Origin of the sequence: Corynebacterium coyleae (genome assembly GCF_030408635.1) — a bacterium.
GTDB classification, from domain to species: Bacteria; Actinomycetota; Actinomycetes; order Mycobacteriales; family Mycobacteriaceae; genus Corynebacterium; species Corynebacterium coyleae.
In genome coordinates this window covers 1,533,579-1,555,993 of sequence record NZ_CP047198.1, presented here as the reverse complement: position 1 = coordinate 1,555,993, position 22,415 = coordinate 1,533,579, and the positions used below count along the sequence as shown (strand labels likewise).

The window sequence follows — 22,415 nt, the reverse complement described above, 5'->3', positions numbered from 1 at the left end:
CCCAGCTTAGGTGGCGCTACCATTGCGGGCGAGCGAAAGAAAGGATGCACATGATCAAGGTTGGAGTGCTTGGCGCACAGGGCAAGGTCGGCTCGGCAGTCGTCGCCGGGGTGAAGAAGGTGGACGATCTCGAGCTGGCGGCGGAGATCAACAAGGGGGACTCGCTGCAAACGCTTGTCGACGAAGGCGTCGACGTCATCGTCGATTTCACCACCCCGAACGCGGTGATGGACAACCTGGAGTTCTGCATTAACAACGGCATCCACTGCGTTGTTGGCACGACTGGCTTCGACGATGCCCGCTACCAGCAGGTCCGCGACTGGTGCGCCGCCAACGAGGGCGTCGGCGTGCTCATCGCTCCGAACTTCGCCATCTCTGCGGTACTCACCATGGCGTTTGCCCGCCAGGCGGCGCCATTCTTCGAGTCGGCGGAGGTCGTCGAGTTCCACCACCCGAACAAACTCGACGCGCCGAGCGGCACCGCAGTCAAGACAGCGCAGGGGATTGCACAGGCCCGCAAGGAAGCCGGTATGGACGCGATGCCGGACGCGACCGAGCAAGCACTCGACGGCTCCCGCGGCGCCGATGTCGACGGTGTGCCTGTCCACGCGGTACGCATGCAGGGCATGGTCGCGCACGAAGAGGTCATTTTCGGCACCACCGATCAGTCACTGACCATCCGTCAGGACTCTTACGGCCGTGAATCCTTCGTCCCAGGTGTTTTGACTGGTGTGCGCGAAGTGGCCAACCGTCCAGGTCTGACGATCGGCCTCGACGAGTACCTCGGGCTCTAAATGCGTGCCGAACTCGTCGCCGCAACCGCCCTGCGCAACACCCGCCCCGCAGGCGGCACCGATGTCACCGACGCAGAGGCGGTTATCGCGCACGCCGCAATGTCGTCCCACGACGCCGAAACAGTGCTGCGCAGGCTTATCGACGACGACCGCGCCGACTTTCTCGCCCACGCCAGCGCCACCCTCCACGTGTACGGGGTATCGCGCGCCGCGGCAGAAATCATCCGTGCACACCCCGGTTTCGCGGTGAGCCTGCGTGACGACGACGGCGCGGTCGTCCCACACCTCATCGCGGAAGACGAGGACCTCGTCAACCTGTTTGACACCGCCATCGAACACATTGCATTCATCCGCCAAGAACTCCTCGACGGTCTCGAGCACGTGCTTGTCGACGACCCCAACCTGCTCTCTCGGCGCAAACGAGCCGCCGAAGCAGCCCGTTCTCTTTTGCCGTTAGCCACCGCAACGCAACTGGTAATCACGGGGTCGTACGGGGCGTGGCGTGGTTTCGTCGAAAAGCACAGCGGAAAATATGAAGACAAAGAAATCAGAATGATCGCACGCGCGTGCCTCGATGTGCTCCAGCCGGAAGCGCCCTTGGTGTTTGAAGATTTGGCGGCAGGGGAACGTCGATAAGCACATACGTGTCAATAGGAGGTATTCTTCTTGCTCATGGGCTCATCATGCAAAGTTGATACAGGCGCCAACACATTCGGCACCGTCTGCGTCGCCATGGTTACGCCGTTTGATTCCGACGGCAACCTCGACCTCGCCGCAGGACGTCGGCTTGCTGCCCACCTTGTAGAAAACGGAATCGACACACTCGTCCTCGCCGGAACCACCGGCGAATCCCCAACAACCAGCGCAGAAGAAAAAGTTGAGCTGCTCAAAGCAGTGCGCGAAGAAGTTGGCACCAACGCAAAAATCGTCGCTGGAGCCGGCTCCAACAACACCCGCCACGCAGTCACGCTGGCACAACAAGCTGCAGACGCGGGCGCAGACGCCCTGCTCGCAGTCACCCCCTACTACTCCAAACCCTCACAGGCCGGAGTAGTCGCGCACTTCAAAGCAATCGCAGCCGCAACCGACCTACCCGTCTGCCTCTACGACATCCCGGGACGCTCCGGGATCCCCATCACTGCCGAATCGATCCGCGAACTCGCCGAGGTCGACAACATTCAGGCAATGAAAGACGCCCGCGGCGACCTCTTCGAAGCCGCAGGCCTCATCCAAGAGACAGGCCTGGCGTGGTACTCAGGCGACGACCCGCTCAACCTGCCCTGGCTCACACTCGGCGCAACCGGAGTTATCTCCGTCGTCGGACACGCAGCACCACAAGCGCTGCGGGGACTCGTGGACGCATTCGAGGCCGGCGACCTCACCCGCGCACGGGAAATCAACGCCAACGTACTCAACGTCCTCGCACGGCAGCAGGCCGAGCTGGGTGGCGTGACATTTGCAAAAGCAGCTCTGCGACTGCAGGGCATCGAAGTGGGAGACCCGCGCCTGCCTGTCGCACCAGCGACAGCCGAGCAGGTCAAGCGGCTCCAAGAAGATATGAAAGAGGCTGGAGTCCTATAAATATGAACGAACCCCGCAACCGCGCCCGCAAGGTGACGCGCAAGGCAGGACCCCCGGAACCGGCTGATCAACAGCCGGTCTTCCAAGCTCCGGAGACCCCGGACACAAACGCACAGAAGAACACCGCCGATAATGGCGGCGACGCGGGCCGTGATGGCGGTCGCGACGGTGGTCGCAATGGCGGCGAAAGGCCGCGCGGCAACCGTGGTGGTAACGGCGGCAACAACGGTGGTGGCGGCAACGGTGGTGGCAGCAGCCGAAACCGTCGCCGTGGCCGTGGTCGCGGTGGCAACCAGGGCGGCGGTCGTCGCAACCCGGTGAAGGGAATGCAAGGCGCCGACCTGACCAAGCGCTTGCCAGCCCCGCCGAAACTGGCCAAGGACACCCTGCGTATCTACGCACTCGGTGGTATTTCCGAAATCGGCCGCAACATGACGGTCTTCGAATACAACGGCCGTCTGCTCATCGTGGACTGTGGCGTGCTGTTCCCGAACTCCGACGAGCCGGGCGTGGACCTGGTCCTGCCGGACTTCGGCCCGATTGAGAACAAGCTGGACAAGATCGACGCGCTCATCGTCACCCACGGCCACGAAGACCACATCGGTGCGATCCCGTGGCTGCTGAAGCTGCGCCACGACATCCCGATCTACTCGTCCAAGTTCACCAACGCCCTGATCAAGGCAAAGACGCAGGAGCACCGCCAGCGTCCGAAGCTCAACGACGTGAACAAGGACTCCGAGGTCACCGTCGGCCCGTTCCGCCTGCGCTTCTGGCACGTCAACCACTCCATTCCGGAGTGCCTCGGCGTGTCCATCAAGACCGGTGCCGGACACGTCGTGATGACCGGCGACGTCAAGGTTGACCAGACCCCGTACGACGGCAAGCCGACCGACCTGCCGGCCCTGTCGCGTCTTGGCGACGAGGGCATCGACCTGTTCATGTGTGACTCCACCAACGCCACCATCCCGGGCATCTCCGCCTCTGAGGCGGGTATTGAGGAGACGCTGATCCGCCTCGTCGGTAATGCTCGCCAGCGCGTTGTCATTGCCTCGTTCGCCTCCAACGTTGCACGTGTGCAGATGGCGGTCAACGCCGCTGTGGCCAACAACCGCAAGGTTGCCTTCAACGGCCGATCCATGCTCCGCAACATGGAGATTGCGGAGAAGATGAACCTGCTCAAGGCTCCGAAGGGCACGATCATTCCGATCGAAGAAGCCGCGAAGATGGCCCCGCATAAGACGGTACTGATCACTACGGGTACGCAGGGTGAGCCGATGGCGGCACTGTCGCGCATGTCTCGCCGCGAGCACCGTCAGATCACCATCCATGACGGCGACACGATCATCCTGTCGTCCTCGCTCATTCCGGGCAACGAGGAGGCCGTGTTTGCGGTGATTAACAACCTCGCCCAGATCGGTGCGAACGTGATCACCAACGCTGAGGCGCACGTTCACGCGTCCGGCCACGGCTACGCTGGCGAGCTGCTTGCGCTGTACAACGCAGCACGCCCGCGCAACGCCATGCCGGTGCACGGCGAATGGCGTCACATGCGCGCGAACAAGGAGCTCGCGATCTCTACTGGTGTGAAGCCGAACAACACGGCGCTTGCCCAGAATGGTGTTGTCGTCGATATGCACAAGGGCAACATCAAGGTTGCCGGCCAGTACCAGGTGGGCCAGCTCTACGTCGACGGCGTGACCATGGGTGACGTCGACCCGGACGTGCTCGCCGATCGTACGTCGCTGGCATCCGGCGGTGTCGTGTCGATTACCTGCGTTATCGACGACGCCACCGGTCGTCTCCTCGAAGCACCTCGCGTATCGACGACCGGCTACTCCGACGATGACCGCGACTTCAACAAGAAGGTCGTCGAGGGGGTCGAAGCCGTCATGGGTGACCTCGCCGCGGAAGGCGAGAACGATCCGTTCCGCATGGTGCAGCAGATTCGCCGCAAGGTCTCGCGCGCGATCGAGCAGAACTACAAGCGTCAGCCTGTGATCCTGCCGACCGTTGTGCCGATGTCGTCCGACAACCACATCGCGACTGAGGAAGAAATCGCCGCTACTCGCGAGTCCCGCTAGTTCGCTGCGTTAACCCCCCAAATCGGGGTCTGGCCGTAACGCCGGGCCCCGATTTTGCTATTTCAGAGGTATGAAAAAGTCACTCGTAGCACTCACCGCCACCGCGACCCTTCTCACAGCCACGCCTGCACTTGCCGACGAGCGAGCACATCCGCTGCCGGAGGGGACACCGGTTCCGTACGATCCGGGCTACACCGGATACTGGATGAGCCACGACGTTGTGCGCCCTGGTGATCAGGACTACTACTCGGCTAATAACGATGCGATTCGCGTGCTGGGTCGTTTCGACGGCGACCAGATCCTGTGCGCTCACTACAAAGGTGGCATGCAGGGGTGCTACGTCGAAGGGCAGACGGTCACCGATTTGGGTTACGGCGCGTCGGGTCGGGTCGTGACCACTGACAAGACGTGGGCGATGTTCGCACCTGTACTCCGAGTTTTCATCAATATCGAGCAGAATCTCTTTAGCGTGTTCCGGAGCGCGCAGCTGCTCTAAAAGCTCGTGGCTATGCTCGTTGGCATGTCTTTTGCACAACGAGAACGCTCACGTCTGGCCGAGTTGTTCCTTGAGGTAGGCCCTGATGCGCCCACCTTGAACGAAGGGTGGAACACCTTCGACTTGGCCGCACACCTGCTGATCCGCGAGTCGAAGCCCTTGGCGTTGCCGGGCATGTTCGTGGACGCACTGTCGGGTATGACGGAGAAGGAAACCTCAAAGGTGAAGGCCCGCCCATACACCGAGGTGGTGAACGAGTGGGCGGCCGGCCCGCCGGTGTGGATCAAGCCGTTCGATGCTGCAATGAACACTGCCGAGCACTTTATTCACCACGAGGATGTGCGCCGGGGTGGGGGAGAGGTGCGCCCGCGCGACTTTTCTCGCACGGTGAACGCGCAGCTTTTGGCGCTGGCGAAGCGCTTCGGCGCGATGACGTTGCGCAAGGCTCAAGCGCCCGTGATTCTGACACCGCCGGACCTGCCGCCGGTGACTCTCGGGGATAAGGCAGGGGTGGCACAGCGTGGCGACGACGTCGTGCGCGTCAGCGGAGCACCCGGCGAATTGCTGTTGTGGGTATCGGGTCGCAACGCTGCGGAGATTGAACTGACCGGCGCATTGGAAGCGCTCGATGGCCTGGATGTCAAGATTTAACGCTTGACACCGCGCCTCTGGTGTGGCGTATGGGGAAAATGTGACTTAAGGCGTTAGAGTTACACCCATGTCTGTCAAAAACACCGCACCGCGTAACTCGCGGTCTTCTTCACGCCGCTCGGCGGACGGCACCCGCTACGGCGGGCCGGTGTCGATGACACACCCGCCGACCTCTTCCACCGTGGCCGCCGACACTGCCGATGAGCGCGTCGGCTCTGCGTACAAAGTGGTCGGTAGTTCCCTCGGCGCCGCAGCCCGCGGCGTCGGTTCGTTTCTCCGGCGCGAGCCGCGCCACCATGAGCAGGAAGAAGAGAATCTGAGTACCTCACGCCGTCGCCCGCGACGCGACCAGTACGACGACCACGACGAGCTCGAACAGCGTGACGACGACCCCACGCCCCGCACCAGCACCTTCGAGCATCACGCCGACGCTTGGGGCCTTGTGCTCATCGGCCTGGCCGCGGTCATTGGTGGCTCGGTGTGGTTCGATGTTGCAGGCCCGGTCGGGGATTTGATCTCCACCGGCACGCACTGGTTGATCGGTGCGGGTGCGCTGATCCTGCCGGTCGTGCTCGTCGGCGTCGCTATTGCGCTCATGCTTAACGTGCGCGCGAGCGACGAGGTTCGCGCACGCGCCGCTCTGGGCTTCAGCATCATCGCAGTGGCGATGCTTGGCCTCATCCACGTGTTCGCCGGCAACCCTTCGGCATGGGAAGACCGCCGGATCGCTGGCGGCGCGATCGGTGCCTTCACCGGTGGTTTGCTCGCTGCCGGGTTTTCCTCGTTCGTTGCCGTGCCGCTGCTGGGCTTGATCGTGCTGTACGGCGCGCTCAAAGCGACAGGTATTACGGTGCGCGAGGCCTACGACTACGTCAAGGGCCTCGTTACCGGCATGCTCAACGCAGAAGACGATGAGGACGACGACCCGTACTCGCACGTCGACGCAGACCTCGATGACATTGCAGAAGGCCGCGACCGCCCACGCCCACGCGCGTCGCGTCCAGCCCCACGTCTGATGCCTCGTCCGCGCCGCCCGCGCACGCCGATGGAGAGTTACCCCACCAACGAGGACGAAGACGACGACCTGTTCGACTTTGCGGACGACCTCAACGACACCGACGACACCTCCGAACCAGAACCAGAACCGGAGGCGACCACGGTCGTTCCTCGTCCGAAGCGTCGCCCCGCACCGACGCCAGCGCCGGCACCAGCGCAGACGACCCGCGCCGACAACAACCCCAACGAGACGAAGGTGTTGGAGCGCCCGGAAGAGACGTCGGATCGTCGACAAGCAGTGGCCCCCGATGCCGTCGAGACCTCGCGCGAGCAGATGGCGAAAGCCATCGCCGCACGCTCCGGCATCGACGCCTCCAAAATCCCTGCAACCACCCCAAAGTCCGAAACCCAACCACCGGCACCGAAGCAGGTACGCAAGATCCCGCAGGGCGACTACACCCTGCCCTCAACCGACCTGCTCATCCCCGGCAACCCGCCGAAGACGCGCACCGAAGCCAACGACCGCATGATCGAAGCCATCACCGATGTCTTCGAAGAATTCAACGTCAACGCACAAGTCACCGGCTTCTCCCGCGGCCCGACAGTGACCCGTTACGAGGTCGAACTTGGCCCAGGTGTGAAGGTCTCCAAGATCACCAACCTGCAGTCCAACCTCGCCTATGCGGTGGCCACCGACAACGTCCGCCTGCTCACCCCGATCCCCGGCAAATCCGCCGTCGGCATCGAGGTACCCAACGCTGACCGCGAAATGGTACGCCTGCGCGACGTGCTCGACGCACCGAACGTGGCGTCGCAGGACGATCCGATGCTCATCGGTCTGGGCAAGGACATCGAAGGCGACTTCATCGCGTCGTCGGTACAGAAGATGCCGCACCTGCTGGTTGCGGGTTCGACGGGTTCCGGTAAGTCAGCGTTCGTGAACTCCATGCTCATCTCGTTGCTCACGCGCGCCACCCCTGAGGAGGTCCGCCTCATCCTGGTGGACCCGAAGATGGTGGAACTGACCCCGTACGAGGGCATCCCGCACCTGATCACGCCGATTATCACTCAGCCGAAGAAGGCGGCCGCAGCCTTGCAGTGGTTGGTGGAGGAGATGGAGCAGCGCTATATGGACATGAAGTCCGCGCGCGTGCGCCATATCAAGGACTTCAACCGCAAGGTGCGCTCTGGTGAGCTGACGGCCCCTCCGGGGTCGGAGCGTGAGATGCGTCCGTACCCGTTCATCGTGTGTGTTGTCGACGAGTTGGCAGACCTGATGATGACGGCGCCGAAGGAAATCGAGGACTCGATCGTTCGTATCACGCAGAAGGCGCGTGCGGCCGGTATCCACTTGGTGCTTGCGACCCAGCGTCCGTCCGTGGATGTGGTGACTGGTCTGATTAAGACGAACGTGCCGTCGCGTCTTGCGTTTGCGACCTCGTCGTTGACGGACTCTCGCGTGATTCTGGATCAGGGCGGTGCCGAGAAGCTCATCGGTATGGGTGATGGTTTGTTCATCCCGCAGGGTGCCGGCAAGCCGCAGCGTATGCAGGGCGCGTTCGTTTCGGACGAGGAGATCCAGGCGGTTGTCGACGCTGCGAAGTCCCAACAGGACGAACCCGACTACGTTGAGGACGTCACGGAGGATAAGCAGGCGGAAGCCAAGGTCATTGACGACGACATCGGTAAGGACATGGACGACCTCCTCGAGGCCGTCGAGCTGGTGGTGACTTCCCAGCTGGGGTCGACGTCGATGCTGCAGCGCAAGTTGCGTATCGGTTTCGCCAAGGCTGGCCGCCTGATGGACCTGATGGAATCTCGCGGTGTGGTCGGTCCGTCTGAGGGGTCGAAGGCTCGCGAGGTGTTGGTCAAGCCGGAGGAGTTGGAGACGATCATCTGGATGATCAAGGGCGCCGATCCGGCTGAGGCACCCAAGGACGTCATGCTTGACGACGATACCACCACCGACGGCCCTGACTCTGGCAGTGACACTGGCGGCACCGACGGCGACACCCGCACCGTCACCGCCACGTACAACCCCACTGGGGGAGCCTTCTAGCCTGTCTGAGGGCATGTCGAATAACCCGCCGTGTGCGGGTTTTCGTCGTTAAGTAGCCGCTAGCCGAAGAGTTGCTGCATTGCCCCCGCTTCGGTCACGGGAACCGGCACACCACTTGGCGAGACCCATGTCGGGGTGCCGTTGATGATTTCGATGCGCCCTCGACTGGTGTGCCAAGGGTCGTCGTCGTTGACCCGGTTGTGGTAGCTGCACAGGGGTGCGAGGTTATCTATGTTGGTTTCTCCGCCGTGCTTCCAGGCCGTGATGTGGTGAATCTCGCAAAAGTCAGCTCCATGACGACAAGAGGGGAAGGGACAACGAGGCATGAGCAGGCGTGCGAGGTCGCGCTGTTTTTGGTTGGCGAAGCGCTGTGTCCGGTAGAGGTTCACCGCCCCGGCTTGCGGGTGGAACAGGGCGATTTCACCGAAGGTGAGATTGAGGTACTCGGCTCCGGTCATGGTGGTGCCGTCGGTAAGTACGAGGGTCACATCCTCGCCGTCGCCGGAGAGGATCCGGATGTGCTCAGGTAGCGGTGCGAGCACTATCGGGCGAGGAGCGGCGTGTGGGATGGAGGTGCCGTCGCGAAGCAATGTCAAGAACGCGTCAAGCATCTGTGGTGCCGCGGGCCGTGAGCTGTCCACGTGCTGGCGCAGTGCGTGTTCGAGATCCGCGATGTCTCGCTCGGAGGCGGTGACCCTCATCGTCCGCATCCCAAGGGTGGAGCAGGAGAACGTAATTTGTGCCTTCGGCATCCTCGGCGCCGTGGGTGGGATGAGGTCTTTTGCGGCCTGGCGCAGTGCGGCGAAGCTGCCGTGGACGGCGAGGAGTTTGTGGCGCACGCGCCAACGCTCGCCCTCATCGTCGATTGCAGTCAGGCGATTTTCAATGTACGACAGCCGGTCCAAATCGAACGCGCCAGCGCGGGCCGCCTCCAGGGCTCGGCGCTGCTGCTTGGTCCACTTTGTGGCGCCGAAGTAGACGTCGTGGATGCGGCCCCAGGCGGTCACGGTTGCTGGCCGGCAGCGGCTGGCAAGTGCGGCTGCACGGTTGAAGCCTTGCAGGCTATCCACCGTGGGTAGGTCCGCGAGGAAGGTTTCAAATGGGCTCATGCCTCGCACGTTAAACCAGTTCCGCAATGCCCGGCAGGGCCCTTGTGGATAACCGCGTTGACGCATCAACAAACTGGGGTGGTTATCCACATTCGCGACACCAAAAAAGTGTGTGTATTGTGTTACCCACTTGGAGGGGAGTACCCCGGAAGTGTTCTGGATCGTCAACACGGTGTCGTCGAAAAGTGATGGCCCCGGTCCGAACAGCCCACTTGGGTGGGGGAGACCTCCGGTCGTTTCTGCTACCGGAGGATTAAACGCATGCATGTGCCGTTAAGTATTTGGCTGATCACCTCTGCGGTGATCCTGGGATTTTTCATCTTTGACTTCGTCTCGCACGTGCGTACCCCGCACGAGCCGACGATGAAGGAATCGGGCGGCTGGGCCCTGTTCTACATGACCATGGCCTGCATTTTCGGCGGGATCGTGTGGTGGCTGTGGGACGGCGAACACGGCATGCAGTTCTTCACTGGCTACATCACTGAGCTGTCGCTGTCGGTAGATAACTTGTTCGTGTTCGCGCTGATCATGGGTGCGTTCAAGATCCCGCGTGCATATCAGCAAAAGGTGTTGCTGATCGGCATCGTGATCGCGCTGATCTGCCGTCTCGTATTCATTCTGCTGGGTGCCGTGATCATCGAGGCCTGGTCGGACGTGTTCTACATCTTCGCCGCCTTCCTGATCTACACCGCGATCAAGATGGTGTACGACGAGGTGACGGACCAAGAGGATCCGGATCCGAACGACATGATGGTGGTCAAGACGCTACGCAAGGTTATTCCGGTGACCAGCTCGTACCACGGAGACCGTCTCGTTTCCGCTACCCAGGCCGGCAAGCGCGCGGTTACCCCGCTGTTTGTGGCGCTGCTGTCCATCGGGTTCATCGACGTGATGTTCGCGTTCGACTCCATCCCGGCTATTTACGGCATTACCCAGGAGGCGTTCCTGGTGTTCACCGCCAACGCGTTCGCACTGCTTGGCCTGCGTCAGCTCTACTTCTTGCTCAACGGTCTGTTGGATCGTCTGGTGTACTTGCCGTACGGCCTCGCGGTGGTGCTCGGCTTCATTGGTGTGAAGCTGCTGTTGCACGCGCTGCACGAGAACAATCTGTCGTTCATCAATGGCGGCGAGGGTCTCGACGTGCCGGAGGTCGGCACTGTCGCCTCGCTGCTGATCATCGTCGGCGTGCTCGCGATCACCGCGATTGCCTCGGTGATCAAGGACCGCGCTGACGTGAAGGCAGGTGTCCGTGATCCGAACGAAAACCAGTACCACATTGATTTCGACGACCACGGCAACCGCCGCAAGGTCGACCGTCACGGACACCATGTTGAGTGGATCGACGATCCGGCGACATCTGGCAAGGGCGATCACACCGCGACGGGATCGCGCGAGACCGCCCACCTCGATGTCGCGCGTGGGGGTAGGAAGGCTTAGCCGAAGATATTCATCACCGGGTTCCACTCCCGGATCTCGCGCGCTGCGAGTGCGCCGGCGGTCGTGTATGGGTCTTGATCCAGCACGGCCGCCGCATCAGCTTCAGTGGCAGTGTCGGGCAGTTGCAGGATGATTAGGGCTTGATTGACGCCGATAAAAGGGCCGGATCCCACGATGCGTCCGAGTGCGAGTTGCGAGGAGATGAATTCGCGGTGGGCGGGGCGGGTGTCGTCGACAAGCGTTTGCTCGCCGTAGGTGTAGGTTGCTGCGAAATACTTCATGGAGGGCAGTCTAGGTGGAACGCGTGAGATGGGTATGGTGGATCGCGTGATGCAAACGGATAAGCCGTCGAATTGGAATCTGCCGAATGTGTTGACGTCTCTGCGGATTCTGTTCATTCCTGTGTTCGCGTGGCTGGTGCTTTCGGAGCGCTGGTGGTGGGCGTTTGGCCTGTTTGTGGCGTTGATGATCACAGACAAGCTTGACGGGGATATTGCTCGTGCGCGGGGGCTGATTACGGATTTCGGCAAGATTGCTGATCCGATCGCGGACAAGGCGTTGATGATTACTGCGCTGGTTACGTTGAATATTGCGGGGCCGTTGCCGGTGTGGGTCACTGTGGTGATCGTGGCTCGTGAGCTGGGGATCACGGTGTGGCGCATGTGGATGTTGCGTCGCGGTCTGGTGGTGCCGGCGTCGAAGGGTGGCAAGGTGAAGACTGTCCTGCAGTCGCTGGCGGTTGGCCTGTACTTGTGTCCGTTGCCCGCATGGGCGGATACGCCGGTGTTTGTGGTGATGTTGCTCGCGGTGGCGGTCACCGTGGTTACGGGTGTGCAGTATTTGGTTGATGCAGGAAAGGCGAACAAATGACGACGGCGCAATTGCTTATCGACGAACTACGTTCCCGGAACCAAACCATCGCTTTTTGCGAGTCGCTGACTGCCGGGCTTGCTGCTGCGACCCTTGCGGACGTGCCGGGTGCTTCCGACGTACTCGTCGGCGGTTTGGTGACGTACTCGGCGCAGCTCAAAACCGAGTTGGCCCACGTTCCGGCCGACCTGATTGAGGAAGAAGGCGTGGTCTCTGCGGCAGTGGCCCGCGAGATGGCGCGCGGTGCTCGTAAGGTGTGCGGGACGGATTGGGCGGTTGCGCTTACTGGCGTCGCAGGGCCCGGTGCGCAAGACGGTATGCCGGCTGGCACGGTGTGGATTGGGCTGGCGGGGCCGAAGTGGACGGCGTCGTCGCAAGCTGCGGAACTGCTCGATTCGGAAGCGGGCCGGTATGCGCTTGTCGATGGACATGCGACCCCTGTCCGAGTCCTCGCAGGGTCGCGCAACGAGATTCGCCGACGCGCGGTCGAAGCGGCCCTGGTTGGTGCGCTGACTGGCGTTCGGGAACAAAACTAGACCACCGATCGTTGGAGCAGCTGATGACAACTACGACTCTGCTTTACGAAGCCCCGGTAGAACTGCCGATTGCATCCGCCCCAGCGCGTGAGCCACTGTTCCGCGAAGCCCTCGGTATGTCGCTGCGCGCTTTTCGCGCTGATAAGGGCGTAACTCTTCGCACGTTGGCGAAGGAGGCTCGCGTGTCTTCCGGCTACATCTCGGAGTTGGAGCGCGGTCGCAAGGAAGTGTCCTCTGAACTGCTTGCAGCGCTGTGCGAGGCACTGGACACCACGGTGTCTGAGGTGTTGCTGGAAGCGGTGGCGAATATGTCGCTGCATTCCTTCAACGAGGAACTCGCGGTTACCTCTCCGGCGGCTGCGGAAGCGTAACGGAGCTCACCCGACTATTGTGGGTGGAGTTTGACGCACTAACTAATGAAGATGAAAGGTCGCGGTGATTAGCCATGGCGAACCCCTTTTCCAAGTTCTGGAACTACCTGATGGCTCTCTTCGACAACAAGATCGAAGAGAACGCTGACCCGAAGATCCAGATTGAGCAGGCCATCAACGAGGCGCAGCGCCAGCACCAGGCACTGTCGCAGCAGGCTGCCGCGGTGATTGGTAACCAGCGTCAGTTGGAGATGCAGCTCAACCGTCGCCTCGAGGATGTTGAGAAGCTGCAGGCGAATGCCCGCCAGGCGCTCAAGCTTGCTGATAAAGCTCGCGGCGAGGGCAACGCGCAGAAGGCACAGGAGTACGAAAACGCCGCGGAGGCGTTTGCGGCACAGCTGGTCACCGCTGAGCAGGGTGTGGAGGATACTAAGCAGCTCCACGACCAGGCGCTGCAGCAGGCAGCTCAGGCGAAGCAGGCTGTGGAGCGTAACGCGGCACACTTGCAGCAGCAGGTTGCTGAGCGCTCGAAGCTCCTGTCGCAGCTTGAGCAGGCGAAGATGCAGGAGAAGGTTTCGGAGACGATGCAGTCGATGAACTCGATTACTGCGTCCGGTCCGAACTTGGATCAGGTTCGTGAGAAGATTGAGCGTCGTTACGCTAACGCGCTTGGTGCCGCCGAGTTGGCGCAGAACTCCATTCAGGGTCGTATGGCTGAGGTTGAGCAGGCTGGTATCCAGATGGCTGGTCACGGCCGCTTGGAGCAGCTGCGTGCGGAGATGGCAGGCGAGCTCACCGCTGGCAAGAAACAGGCGATTGAGCCGGGGCAGTCCGCTACCGACGCTAACGTCAGCGATGATGCGGTTGCGCAGCGCATGCGCGAACTGCGCGGCGAGTAAGGAACAATATCGAAGGCCCGAAGCACATCGCTTCGGGCCTTTTCGCTGCGTGGGGTTAGTCCACGGCGCCGCGCGCCATCAGCGCTTCACCGATCATCTTCGCCCGCCGCACGGAGCGGATGACCAGGGGAGTGCCGAACGCTAGGAGGGAGAAGCCAGCCCCGCGGGCTTTGCGGGCGTCGAGGACTTCGTTCGCGGTCGCGAGTGTCAGCGGAATCAGGCGAATGGTGAGTGCAATGGTGAGCGAGATGAGTTCGCCTGTGCGTCCCAACGGTGCGAGTGCGCGGTCGAGGGCGTCAAGGAGTTCCTGGACCGGGGTGGTCAGTGTGAGCAGGTTCGCCGCCGCGATGGTGGCAAGCAGCCCGATGAGTAGCGTCGCCGCCGATTCGACGCCGTTTTGCCACACCATGAACGCGCCTAAAAAGATCAGGAAGGGCAGGAGTGGCACGAGTTGGCGCCACGCAATCTTCATTGGGATGCGTGCCCACAAGTAGAGCACCAGCACAAACCCGAGTGCGGCGGCTGCGTGCCAGGGCCGGGTGGGCAGGACAGTGACCCCGATGATGAAGACCACCAGCAGCACGAACTTCAGCGCTGACTGCATGCGGTGGAGCAGTGTGTCGCCGGGGATGTAGACACCGAGGGGGAGTTCGCGGATCATGGTTTGTTATCCATGAGGTCGGTGTAGAACGCGATGGCGTCGGCGGGGTTGCTGTCGTAGACGAGTGCGCCGTCGTCGATGACGAGAACGCGTTCGAAGTCGCGCAGCATGTCCAGGTCGTGTGTGACCACGATGAGTTGCTGCTCGAGTGTGTTAAGTTCGCGCACGATTCGTTTGCGGTTGCGCAGGTCAAGCAGTGTCGTGGGTTCGTCTGCGATGATGGTGTCTGGTTCGATCACCATCACGGATGCAAGTGCGAGCATCTGTTTTTCGCCGCCCGACAGGGTGTGCGGTGAGTTTTCGGCGAGGTCGGTGAGTTCGAAGCGGGCGAGAGCGTCGTCGACACGCGATCGCACTTCGTCGCGGGGGAGTTTGAAGCGGCGAAGAGAGAAGGCGACGTCGTCGGAGACGCGTGGCATGACGATTTGGGATTCGGCGTCGGAGAAGACGAATCCGACGCGTTTGCGGACGTCGCGGCCTTGGGTGGTGGGGGAGAGGTCGTCGTAAAGCACTTGCCCTGAAGTGGGTTCGATGAGTCCGTTGATGAGGCGCACGGTGGTGGATTTGCCGGAACCGTTGGAGCCGATGATGCCGATGCGTTGCTCACTCAGGCGCGTGGTGAGTGGCTGAAGGACGGTGTTGCCGTCGTAGGTGACGGCTGCGCCTTTGAATTCGATGACGGGCATCGTGCTTATCGACGACTACCGCGCAGGTCAGGGAACGCCTGGTGCACCGCGATTGCGATGGCGATCATGAGAGCGACCTTGCCGGCGTCAGGCAGCAGGAATGGCACCTGTGCGGCCCATGCTGCGCCGAAGGACATCTCAGCGCGGGCCATGAGGCCGAATACGCCGCAGAGGTACTGGAAGAACAGGGCAACGTAGCCGGCGACGATGAGGACGCCGATCGTAGCTGCGGTGTTGCGGCGGAATGGCGCACGGTAGGCGATCAGGCCCGCGACGGTAGCGGAGACGAGGTAGCCCACAAGGTAGCCCACGGTCGTGCCGCCGAGTGCGGAGATGACGGTGCGGCCGCCTGCAAGCACGGGTAGTGCGAGGCCGACCAGGAGGAAGATACCTGCGGTGAACAGGCCGCGGCGCCAGCCGAGGACGAGGCCGGCGAGGATGATGGCTGCGTTTTGCAACACGATAGGCACGCCTGCGGCGCCGACGGGGATGGAGACGAAGCCGAGAGCGATGATGATGGCCGCGAAGACGGCGATGAGCGCAATGTCCTGCGCGGTGGAAGATTTACTCATGCGCGGCAGTGTACCTGAACGCCGTTCAATAACGCGTGTTCGGGTAGCGTGTTGAGTCATGCGTTTGACGGAGTTTCATCAACTGGTCGAGGACGAATTTGGCGCGGGTCGAGCCAAGTGGATTATCGATACGCAGGTGATACCGGGCTACGAGCGCACCGCGGCGGACATGATCGAAAGTGGTGTCGATCCCCGCGAGGCGTGGCGCGGACTCTGTGAAGCGTTTGACATTCCGGAAGAGCGCCGACTTGGCATTGACAGGCCCGGGTTTTGAATTCCCGTTCGAACACGTTTGCGTGTACAGTGTTCGGTGTCGTAGCCGCATTCTAAAGTGGCTCCTGTATTCGCCCCCGAGGAACTTTCCTTGTTTTGGAGGGAACCGAAGGGTAGGCGCGTGCGTCTAATAGGCACGGACTAACACACAGTGTGGATGCGGCAACCGTCGCACCACCGACAATTTGGAGGAAAACACCACATGGCAACGAAGAAGAAGACTGCCGCTTCCGCCGCGAACTCGCGCCAGAACGCGCTCGACGCTGCGCTTGCGATGATTGAGAAGGACTTTGGCAAGGGTGCCGTCATGCGCTTGGGCGACGAGAATCGCCCGCCGATTCAGTCAATCTCTTCCGGCAACACTGCTATCGACGTTGCCCTTGGTATCGGCGGCTGGCCACGCGGCAGGGTCGTGGAGATCTACGGCCCGGAGTCGTCCGGTAAGACGACCGTTGCCCTGCATGCGATTGCGGAGGCGCAGCGCGCAGGCGGCATCGCGGCGTTCATCGATGCCGAGCACGCCCTCGACCCTGACTACGCCCGCAAGCTTGGCGTGGATACCGACAATCTGCTGGTCTCCCAGCCAGATACGGGTGAGCAGGCGCTTGAGATCGCGGACATGCTGGTGCGCTCCGGAGCGATCGACATGATCGTGATCGACTCTGTCGCGGCGCTGACTCCGAAGGCTGAGATTGAGGGCGAGATGGGTGACTCCCACGTTGGCCTCCAGGCACGCTTGATGTCGCAGGCACTGCGCAAGATGACCGGTGCGCTGTACAACTCCGGTACCACCGCGATTTTCATTAACCAGCTGCGCGAGAAGATCGGCGTGATGTTCGGCTCCCCAGAGACCACCACGGGTGGTAAGGCGCTGAAGTTCTACGCGTCTGTGCGTTGCGATGTCCGCCGTATTCAAACCCTGAAGGACGGCCAGGATTCCATCGGTAACCGCACCAGGATGAAGGTTGTGAAGAACAAGGTTTCCCCGCCGTTCAAGATCGCCGAATTCGACATCATGTATGGCGAAGGCATCTCGCGTGAGTCCTCCATCATCGACATGGGTGTGGAAAATGGCATTGTGAAGAAGTCTGGCTCCTGGTTCACCTATGAGGGCGACCAGTTGGGGCAGGGCAAGGAGAAGGCGCGTCTGTTCCTCAAAGACAACCCGGACCTGGCCGACGAAATCGAAGACAAAATCTTCCGCGCGCTCGGTGTGGGCCAGTACGCCAATGTTGACGACGATGCCTTGTCCGACGATCCCGTAGACATGGTGCCCAACATCGATTTTGACGACGAAGACGACGCCAAGGCCGACGAGAAGTAGCCGATGGCGGACCCCGAAAAGATTGCGCGCCTCAAAGCTGCTCTCGAGGCGTACGAGCCGGGGTCGGGTTTCATCGACCACGCACATGAGGAGGCGAAGGCCCCGGTACGCAAACGCGCATTAGGGCTGCTGGATCAGCGGGCACGCTCGCTTGAGGAGCTTCGTGGTCGGCTGATCAAGGCCGAGTTTGAGCCTGCGCTTGTCGACGAAGTCCTCGACGACCTCGCCGCTTCCGGCCTGATCAATGACGCTTCATTTGCTTCTGAGTGGGTGCGTCAGCGCGCTGCGCGTCGCGGAAAGTCTGCTCGTGCGCTCGATATGGAGCTGCGTGACAAAGGAGTGGGGAGTGCGGACCGTGCGGCTGCGCTCGAGCAGATTACTGACGACGATGAAGAGCGCATCGCCCGCGGGGTCGCCGAAAAGGCAGCACGCAAGGTGAAACACGCACCCGAGGATCGGGCAGAGTACGACAAGTTTTTGCGCCGGATCGTTGGGGCACTTGCCCGCCGTGGGTTTCACCAGGGGATGGCAATGCACTTGGGGAGGGAAGCACTCGACGAACGCATCGCCGAGTGCGAGAGTGCTTGATTCCAGCGTCTGGTCGGCTTTAGCCACCTTGAAATCAGTGAAGGACTTAAAGCAGCCGATGGCGCCGAGTTTGGCTATACACAGTTAGGTCTCGGCGCTGCGCCTGGTTAGACTGTCTCGCCGTGACTACGGCAAATACCTCTGAAAACACCACTTCCCGCACCTATGAGGTGCGTACGTTCGGCTGCCAGATGAACGTGCACGATTCTGAGCGCCTCTCGGGCCTGCTCGAGGATGCTGGGTACGTGGCGGCAGACGAGGGGACCGAGCCTGACCTGGTGGTCTTCAATACCTGCGCGGTGCGTGAGAACGCTGATCAGCGCCTGTATGGCTCGCTCGGACAGTTGAAGAACACGAAGGCGAATCATCCGGGCATGCAGATTGCGGTCGGCGGGTGTTTGGCGCAGAAGGATCGCGACACGGTGATCGAGAAGGCACCGTGGGTTGATGCGGTGTTCGGTACGCACAACATCTCCGCATTGCCGGCGTTGCTCGATCGCGCACGGGTGGAGGACGAAGCCCAGGTAGAGATTGTTGAGTCGCTCGAGGTGTTTCCGTCTGTCCTGCCGGCGAAGCGCGAGTCTGCCTACGCCGGTTGGGTGTCCGTGTCGGTGGGCTGCAATAACACGTGTACGTTCTGCATCGTGCCGTCGTTGCGTGGTAAGGAGCAGGATCGTCGCCCGGGCGATATTTTGGCCGAGGTGCAGGCGCTCGTCGATCAGGGTGTGTCCGAGGTGACGCTGCTTGGTCAGAATGTGAATGCGTATGGCGTGAACTTTGTCGACGAGGACATGGAGCGCGACCGTTCTGCGTTCTCCAAGCTCTTGCGTGCCTGTGGCGACATCGAGGGCTTGGAGCGTGTGCGTTTTACGTCGCCGCACCCGGCGGAGTTCACCTCGGATGTGATTGACGCGATGGTGGAGACTCCGAACGTGTGCCCGCAGCTGCATATGCCGTTGCAGTCGGGCTCCGACAAGGTGCTCAAGGACATGCGCCGGTCGTACCGGTCGAAGAAGTTCCTTGGGATTTTGGATGAGGTGCGTGAGAAGCTTCCGCACGCGTCCATTACCACCGACATTATTGTCGGCTTCCCGGGTGAGACTGAGGAGGATTTCCAGGCCACGCTTGATGTGGTGGAGAAGGCTCGTTTCACTTCTGCGTTTACGTTCCAGTATTCGCCGCGTCCGGGCACGCCGGCTGCGGAGATGGAGCAGCAGATTCCGAAGGCTGTGGTGCAGGAGCGTTTCGAGCGTTTACTTGCGCTGCAGGATCGAATTAGCGCCGAGGAGAACGAGAAGTTGATCGGCACGGAGCAGGAGTTGCTTGTGCAAGCGGGTGGCGGACGTAAGAATGACCGGACGCACCGCATGTCGGGTCGTGCTCGTGATGGTCGCCTGGTGCACTTTGCGGTCGAGGGTGACATTGATGGCGAGATCCGCCCGGGCGATTACGTCACTGTCACCATCACAGAGTCGAAGCCGCACTTCCTCATCGCGGATTCCGGGGTGCGTCATCACCGTCGTACGAAGGCTGGTGACAATTCGGCGGCGGGCCAAGTTCCAACGACTGCACCTGTCGGAGTGGGGCTTGGCTTGCCGACGATCGGCCGGCCCGCCGCCGCTCCAGCAAATTCCGCCTGCTGCGGCAGCTAGGGAAGCATCTTCGGATTACTGCCGCGGAGTGGTTAGACCGGCATCGTACGCAATGATGACGAGGTGAACCCTATCCCTCGCGTTGAGCTTGCTCAGGAGGCGACCGACATGGCTTTTCACGGTTGTTTCCGCCATGTGCAGTGAAGCGGCGATCTCCTGATTGTTCTGTCCCCGCGCGATGGCGGTGAGCACCTCGAGCTCGCGTGGAGAGAGTTCCTCTGACAACTTCGCCGCTAGCGTTGAAGGACTCGGTGCGGCCATATGTGGGCGGAACCGATCGATCACCCGCGCAGTGGTTGAAGGGGCAAGCATCGCGTTGCCAGTGGCAACGGTTCTAATCCCCGATATGAGATCTGCTGCACCGCAGTCCTTGAGCATGAACCCTGACGCGCCTGCGGCGAGTGCTTCATAGGCGTATTCATCGAGATCGAAGGTGGTTAGGGCAATTACGCGGGTGTGGTACCCGGCGGCAGTGATTGCTCGCGTTGCTTCTAACCCGTTCATGTGCGGCATGCGGATATCCATGCAGCACACGTCCACTTCCAAACCGCTTTCAAGCAGTTCGAGCGCTTCGTTGCCGTTTGCAGCCTCGCCGACCACCTCGATATCCGGCGCGGTGCTAAGTACTAAGCGAAAGCCGGTTCGTACCAGCTGCTGGTCGTCGACAAGCAATACGCGAATCATGCCTTGACCTCCTGGCCTGCAATTGGCACCTGTGCAACCACTGCGAAGCCTCCTTCGTCCCGTGGGCCTGCAACAAGATCCCCTCCGACGCTTCGAGCTCGCTGGGTCATGTTCGCAATTCCGATGCCGCGGGCGCCGTCGGTGTGGCGGGCAGCGCCACTATTGACGATCTCGACGCGGACGTGCTCACCCACTTCGGTGACGGCCACGTACGCTCGGGCACTTTCACCGGCGTGGCGCATGACATTCGTGAGGGCCTCTTGCACGATGCGGTACAAAGCGACTTGAGCAGAGGGCAAAAGCGGGGAGTTTGCAAGGTCGTCGGGACTTCGAATTTCGAAGCGCTTACCCGTGGGGTCGCACGATTGCACCAGGTCAGGCAATTGCTCCAAGGTGGGCTGCGGGGCATGGTCTTCGGTCTCGGAACTGACTGCACGAACCAGGTTGCGGGTGTCCTGTAGTGCCTGCACAGCGGCCACGTGCGCGGAACTGATTGCCTCATAGGCTCCAGGCGGGCAGTTCTGAGACTGCTTGAGCACATGCGCCGCGGCATCCGTCTGTACTGCGATGACCGACAAGGAGTGGGCGAGGATGTCGTGAAGATCTGCGGCGATACGCGATCGCTCCTGCTCCACGGCGAGTTGGGTGGTGAGGCGATGGTCGCGCTCGGTCTGTGCAGCTTGGACTGCGAGCATGGCTGTGCGCTCTCGGTGCATGCGGATGACGGCACCAAGCGACACTGAACCGATTACAGGGACCGCTGAGATGAGCAATACCGGAATCGGATCGAGGATCCAATCGACGATTGTGCGCGCGGGCCGAGTTGCCGAACTGTTCCACCGGAACCACGTGTGCACGGTCAGCGCAAGCACGGAAGCCACAGTCCACCAGCGTGTGGGCGTCGATCCTCGCCGAACAGCGATGAAACACAAGCCGATGAGCGGGACGACGTTGCCGGAGGTGAGATCTGCGGCATCCGCAAGCCGCCCCAGAAACACCTGCCCCACGAGCGCGGGGACGCTGAGTATCACGGTGAGTTCCGGGATGGCGAACAGGAATATCAGGGGCAGGGTGAATGCCAGGGCAAGAAGGAGATTGGGCCACTCATCGGGGAGCGGATACCGGGCTAGTGCTCCGATCATGAGCAAGGGAAAGGAAAGCGTCGCAACTATGCAGCCCCATACTAATGGGCGGGTTTTGACGCGTTCAGCGAAATCCTCAACCATGCTCTGTATTGTCCTCCGTTGTCGTTACGCAGTACATCCTCCTGCAGTAGATGAAGTTTGTGTACCGCAGTCCGATGTGGCGACGCGTGGGCCTCAGGGACACTGTCGCCATGACACATCCTCCCTTGCTGCATGTACACGCAGTCGAAAAGACCTACGGCACCGGTGCGGGCGCGGTCCGGGCGCTTGACCAGGTGAGCTTGGATGTTCCGCGTGGGCAGTTCCTCGCAATCATGGGCCCGTCCGGTTCTGGAAAATCCACTCTTCTTCAATGTGCTGCAGGCCTGGACACCGTGGATGCGGGACAGGTCGTGTTGGACGGCGACGTGCTCACTGCGATGCGCGACGACCAGCTCACCATCACCCGGCGAGACCGGATTGGATTCATTTTCCAGGCGTTCAACCTAATTCCAACACTCACCGCGAAAGACAACATCGTCTTGCCGCTGAAAATGGCCAAACGCACGGCGGATCCGGTTTGGTTTGATCACGTTGTGGGGATGCTGGGCTTGCTGGACCGTCTCACTCACAAACCGGCGGAGCTTTCGGGAGGGCAGCAGCAACGCGTTGCTGTGGCCCGCGCGTTGATTACTCAGCCGGATATCATTTTTGCTGATGAACCCACTGGTGCTCTCGACCAAGCTACGAGTGCGAGCCTCATTCGGTTCTTAAGGCGCCTCACGGATGAGCTCAACCAAACTCTCGTCATGGTCACTCATGACGCAGCCGTGGCCGAATGGGCTGATCGAATCGTGGAGCTTCGCGATGGCAGTATTGCCAGAGACGTCGCCAGGTCGGTGAATTAGCGTGCTCCGTATCTCTCGCACTTCGCCAGCGAACTTAATCGCTGTCCTGTTTGCTACAGCGCT

24 protein-coding genes are annotated in these 22,415 nt (G+C 61.4%); 17 read left to right on the top strand and 7 right to left on the bottom strand.

Going from position 1 to position 22,415, the window contains the following annotated elements; all coding sequences use genetic code 11:
- Nucleotides 1-50: 50 nt before the first annotated feature.
- From dapB to CCOY_RS07540, 7 genes are all read left to right on the top strand, one after another.
- On the top strand, nucleotides 51-794 hold the full coding sequence (gene dapB / locus CCOY_RS07570) for a 4-hydroxy-tetrahydrodipicolinate reductase (protein ID WP_070816278.1): 744 nt from the start codon (nucleotides 51-53) through the stop codon (nucleotides 792-794).
- Nucleotides 795-1,430, top strand: coding sequence for an FAD-dependent thymidylate synthase (locus CCOY_RS07565; RefSeq protein WP_092100167.1), 636 nt, complete (start codon nucleotides 795-797; stop codon nucleotides 1,428-1,430).
- Between the two features lie 36 nt (nucleotides 1,431-1,466).
- Nucleotides 1,467-2,375: a 4-hydroxy-tetrahydrodipicolinate synthase gene (gene dapA / locus CCOY_RS07560; RefSeq protein WP_070422304.1), complete on the top strand. Its 909-nt coding sequence runs from the start codon at nucleotides 1,467-1,469 to the stop codon at nucleotides 2,373-2,375.
- A gap of 2 nt (nucleotides 2,376-2,377) precedes the next feature.
- The gene (locus CCOY_RS07555; protein ID WP_070422305.1) at nucleotides 2,378-4,456 is read left to right on the top strand and encodes a ribonuclease J; all 2,079 of its coding nucleotides are present in this window, start codon (nucleotides 2,378-2,380) and stop codon (nucleotides 4,454-4,456) included.
- A 70-nt stretch (nucleotides 4,457-4,526) separates the two neighbouring features.
- Nucleotides 4,527-4,952: a hypothetical protein gene (locus CCOY_RS07550; RefSeq protein ID WP_070451016.1), complete on the top strand. Its 426-nt coding sequence runs from the start codon at nucleotides 4,527-4,529 to the stop codon at nucleotides 4,950-4,952.
- A gap of 24 nt (nucleotides 4,953-4,976) precedes the next feature.
- Complete coding sequence (locus tag CCOY_RS07545) at nucleotides 4,977-5,603, top strand: TIGR03085 family metal-binding protein (RefSeq protein WP_083316784.1); 627 nt, start codon at nucleotides 4,977-4,979, stop codon at nucleotides 5,601-5,603.
- Between the two features lie 67 nt (nucleotides 5,604-5,670).
- A complete protein-coding gene (locus CCOY_RS07540) occupies nucleotides 5,671-8,658 on the top strand; it encodes an FtsK/SpoIIIE family DNA translocase (RefSeq protein WP_092100165.1) in 2,988 nt (995 codons plus the stop codon).
- Nucleotides 8,659-8,717: 59 nt separating this feature from the next.
- On the opposite strand, the gene CCOY_RS07535 is transcribed toward CCOY_RS07540, so the two are convergent.
- Complete coding sequence (locus CCOY_RS07535) at nucleotides 8,718-9,767, bottom strand: HNH endonuclease signature motif containing protein (RefSeq protein WP_167594449.1); 1,050 nt, start codon at nucleotides 9,765-9,767, stop codon at nucleotides 8,718-8,720.
- Nucleotides 9,768-10,028: 261 nt separating this feature from the next.
- Between CCOY_RS07535 and CCOY_RS07530 the strand changes: the two genes are divergently transcribed.
- Nucleotides 10,029-11,204 (top strand): TerC family protein, encoded by a 1,176-nt coding sequence (locus CCOY_RS07530; protein ID WP_070820314.1) that lies wholly within the window; start codon nucleotides 10,029-10,031, stop codon nucleotides 11,202-11,204.
- Here the strand turns inward: CCOY_RS07530 and CCOY_RS07525 are convergent.
- Nucleotides 11,201-11,485 carry a YciI family protein gene (locus CCOY_RS07525; protein ID WP_070422311.1) on the bottom strand — a complete coding sequence of 95 codons (285 nt, stop codon included), beginning with the start codon at nucleotides 11,483-11,485 and terminating at the stop codon, nucleotides 11,201-11,203. The genes CCOY_RS07530 and CCOY_RS07525 overlap by 4 nt on opposite strands.
- Nucleotides 11,486-11,534: 49 nt before the next feature.
- Here CCOY_RS07525 and pgsA point away from each other — a divergent pair, with 49 nt between their 5' ends.
- The 4 genes from pgsA to CCOY_RS07505 all read left to right on the top strand — a co-directional run bounded on the left by pgsA (nucleotide 11,535) and on the right by CCOY_RS07505 (nucleotide 13,880).
- A complete protein-coding gene (gene pgsA, locus CCOY_RS07520) occupies nucleotides 11,535-12,074 on the top strand; it encodes a CDP-diacylglycerol--glycerol-3-phosphate 3-phosphatidyltransferase (RefSeq protein WP_083279421.1) in 540 nt (179 codons plus the stop codon).
- Nucleotides 12,071-12,610, top strand: coding sequence for a CinA family protein (locus CCOY_RS07515; RefSeq protein ID WP_092100159.1), 540 nt, complete (start codon nucleotides 12,071-12,073; stop codon nucleotides 12,608-12,610). The genes pgsA and CCOY_RS07515 overlap by 4 nt, the downstream gene beginning before the upstream one ends.
- A 23-nt stretch (nucleotides 12,611-12,633) precedes the next feature.
- A complete protein-coding gene (locus CCOY_RS07510; RefSeq protein WP_070422314.1) occupies nucleotides 12,634-12,981 on the top strand; it encodes a helix-turn-helix domain-containing protein in 348 nt (115 codons plus the stop codon).
- 74 nt (nucleotides 12,982-13,055) lie between these two features.
- A complete protein-coding gene (locus CCOY_RS07505) occupies nucleotides 13,056-13,880 on the top strand; it encodes a PspA/IM30 family protein (protein WP_070451023.1) in 825 nt (274 codons plus the stop codon).
- 55 nt (nucleotides 13,881-13,935) lie between these two features.
- Here the strand turns inward: CCOY_RS07505 and CCOY_RS07500 are convergent, their stop codons facing one another.
- The 3 genes from CCOY_RS07500 to CCOY_RS07490 are packed head-to-tail and all read right to left on the bottom strand — an operon-like array spanning nucleotide 13,936 to nucleotide 15,799.
- Entirely contained in the window at nucleotides 13,936-14,541 is a 606-nt protein-coding gene (locus CCOY_RS07500; RefSeq protein ID WP_092100157.1) for an energy-coupling factor transporter transmembrane component T family protein, read from the bottom strand.
- The gene (locus CCOY_RS07495) at nucleotides 14,538-15,227 is read right to left on the bottom strand and encodes an energy-coupling factor ABC transporter ATP-binding protein (RefSeq protein WP_092100155.1); all 690 of its coding nucleotides are present in this window, start codon (nucleotides 15,225-15,227) and stop codon (nucleotides 14,538-14,540) included. Before CCOY_RS07495 ends, CCOY_RS07500 begins: the two co-directional genes overlap by 4 nt.
- A gap of 5 nt (nucleotides 15,228-15,232) precedes the next feature.
- Entirely contained in the window at nucleotides 15,233-15,799 is a 567-nt protein-coding gene (locus tag CCOY_RS07490; protein WP_070422318.1) for a biotin transporter BioY, read from the bottom strand.
- A gap of 58 nt (nucleotides 15,800-15,857) precedes the next feature.
- On the opposite strand from CCOY_RS07490, the gene CCOY_RS07485 reads away from it, so the two are divergent.
- From CCOY_RS07485 to miaB, 4 genes are all read left to right on the top strand, one after another.
- Nucleotides 15,858-16,073, top strand: a complete 216-nt coding sequence (locus CCOY_RS07485) for a DUF3046 domain-containing protein (RefSeq protein ID WP_070422319.1) — start codon at nucleotides 15,858-15,860, stop codon at nucleotides 16,071-16,073.
- 201 nt (nucleotides 16,074-16,274) lie between these two features.
- Nucleotides 16,275-17,396 carry a recombinase RecA gene (gene recA / locus CCOY_RS07480; protein ID WP_092100153.1) on the top strand — a complete coding sequence of 374 codons (1,122 nt, stop codon included), beginning with the start codon at nucleotides 16,275-16,277 and terminating at the stop codon, nucleotides 17,394-17,396.
- Nucleotides 17,397-17,399: 3 nt separating this feature from the next.
- Nucleotides 17,400-17,984 carry a recombination regulator RecX gene (gene recX / locus CCOY_RS07475; RefSeq protein WP_092100151.1) on the top strand — a complete coding sequence of 195 codons (585 nt, stop codon included), beginning with the start codon at nucleotides 17,400-17,402 and terminating at the stop codon, nucleotides 17,982-17,984.
- A 122-nt stretch (nucleotides 17,985-18,106) separates the two neighbouring features.
- Nucleotides 18,107-19,636 carry a tRNA (N6-isopentenyl adenosine(37)-C2)-methylthiotransferase MiaB gene (miaB, locus tag CCOY_RS07470; protein WP_092100149.1) on the top strand — a complete coding sequence of 510 codons (1,530 nt, stop codon included), beginning with the start codon at nucleotides 18,107-18,109 and terminating at the stop codon, nucleotides 19,634-19,636.
- Between the two features lie 15 nt (nucleotides 19,637-19,651).
- On the opposite strand, the gene CCOY_RS07465 is transcribed toward miaB, so the two are convergent.
- On the bottom strand, nucleotides 19,652-20,320 hold the full coding sequence (locus tag CCOY_RS07465) for a response regulator transcription factor (protein WP_092100147.1): 669 nt from the start codon (nucleotides 20,318-20,320) through the stop codon (nucleotides 19,652-19,654).
- The gene (locus CCOY_RS07460; protein ID WP_167594448.1) at nucleotides 20,317-21,462 is read right to left on the bottom strand and encodes a sensor histidine kinase; all 1,146 of its coding nucleotides are present in this window, start codon (nucleotides 21,460-21,462) and stop codon (nucleotides 20,317-20,319) included. Before CCOY_RS07460 ends, CCOY_RS07465 begins: the two co-directional genes overlap by 4 nt.
- Nucleotides 21,463-21,656: 194 nt before the next feature.
- On the opposite strand from CCOY_RS07460, the gene CCOY_RS07455 reads away from it, so the two are divergent.
- The gene (locus tag CCOY_RS07455; RefSeq protein WP_092102729.1) at nucleotides 21,657-22,352 is read left to right on the top strand and encodes an ABC transporter ATP-binding protein; all 696 of its coding nucleotides are present in this window, start codon (nucleotides 21,657-21,659) and stop codon (nucleotides 22,350-22,352) included.
- The last annotated feature ends 63 nt before the right edge of the window (nucleotides 22,353-22,415 follow it).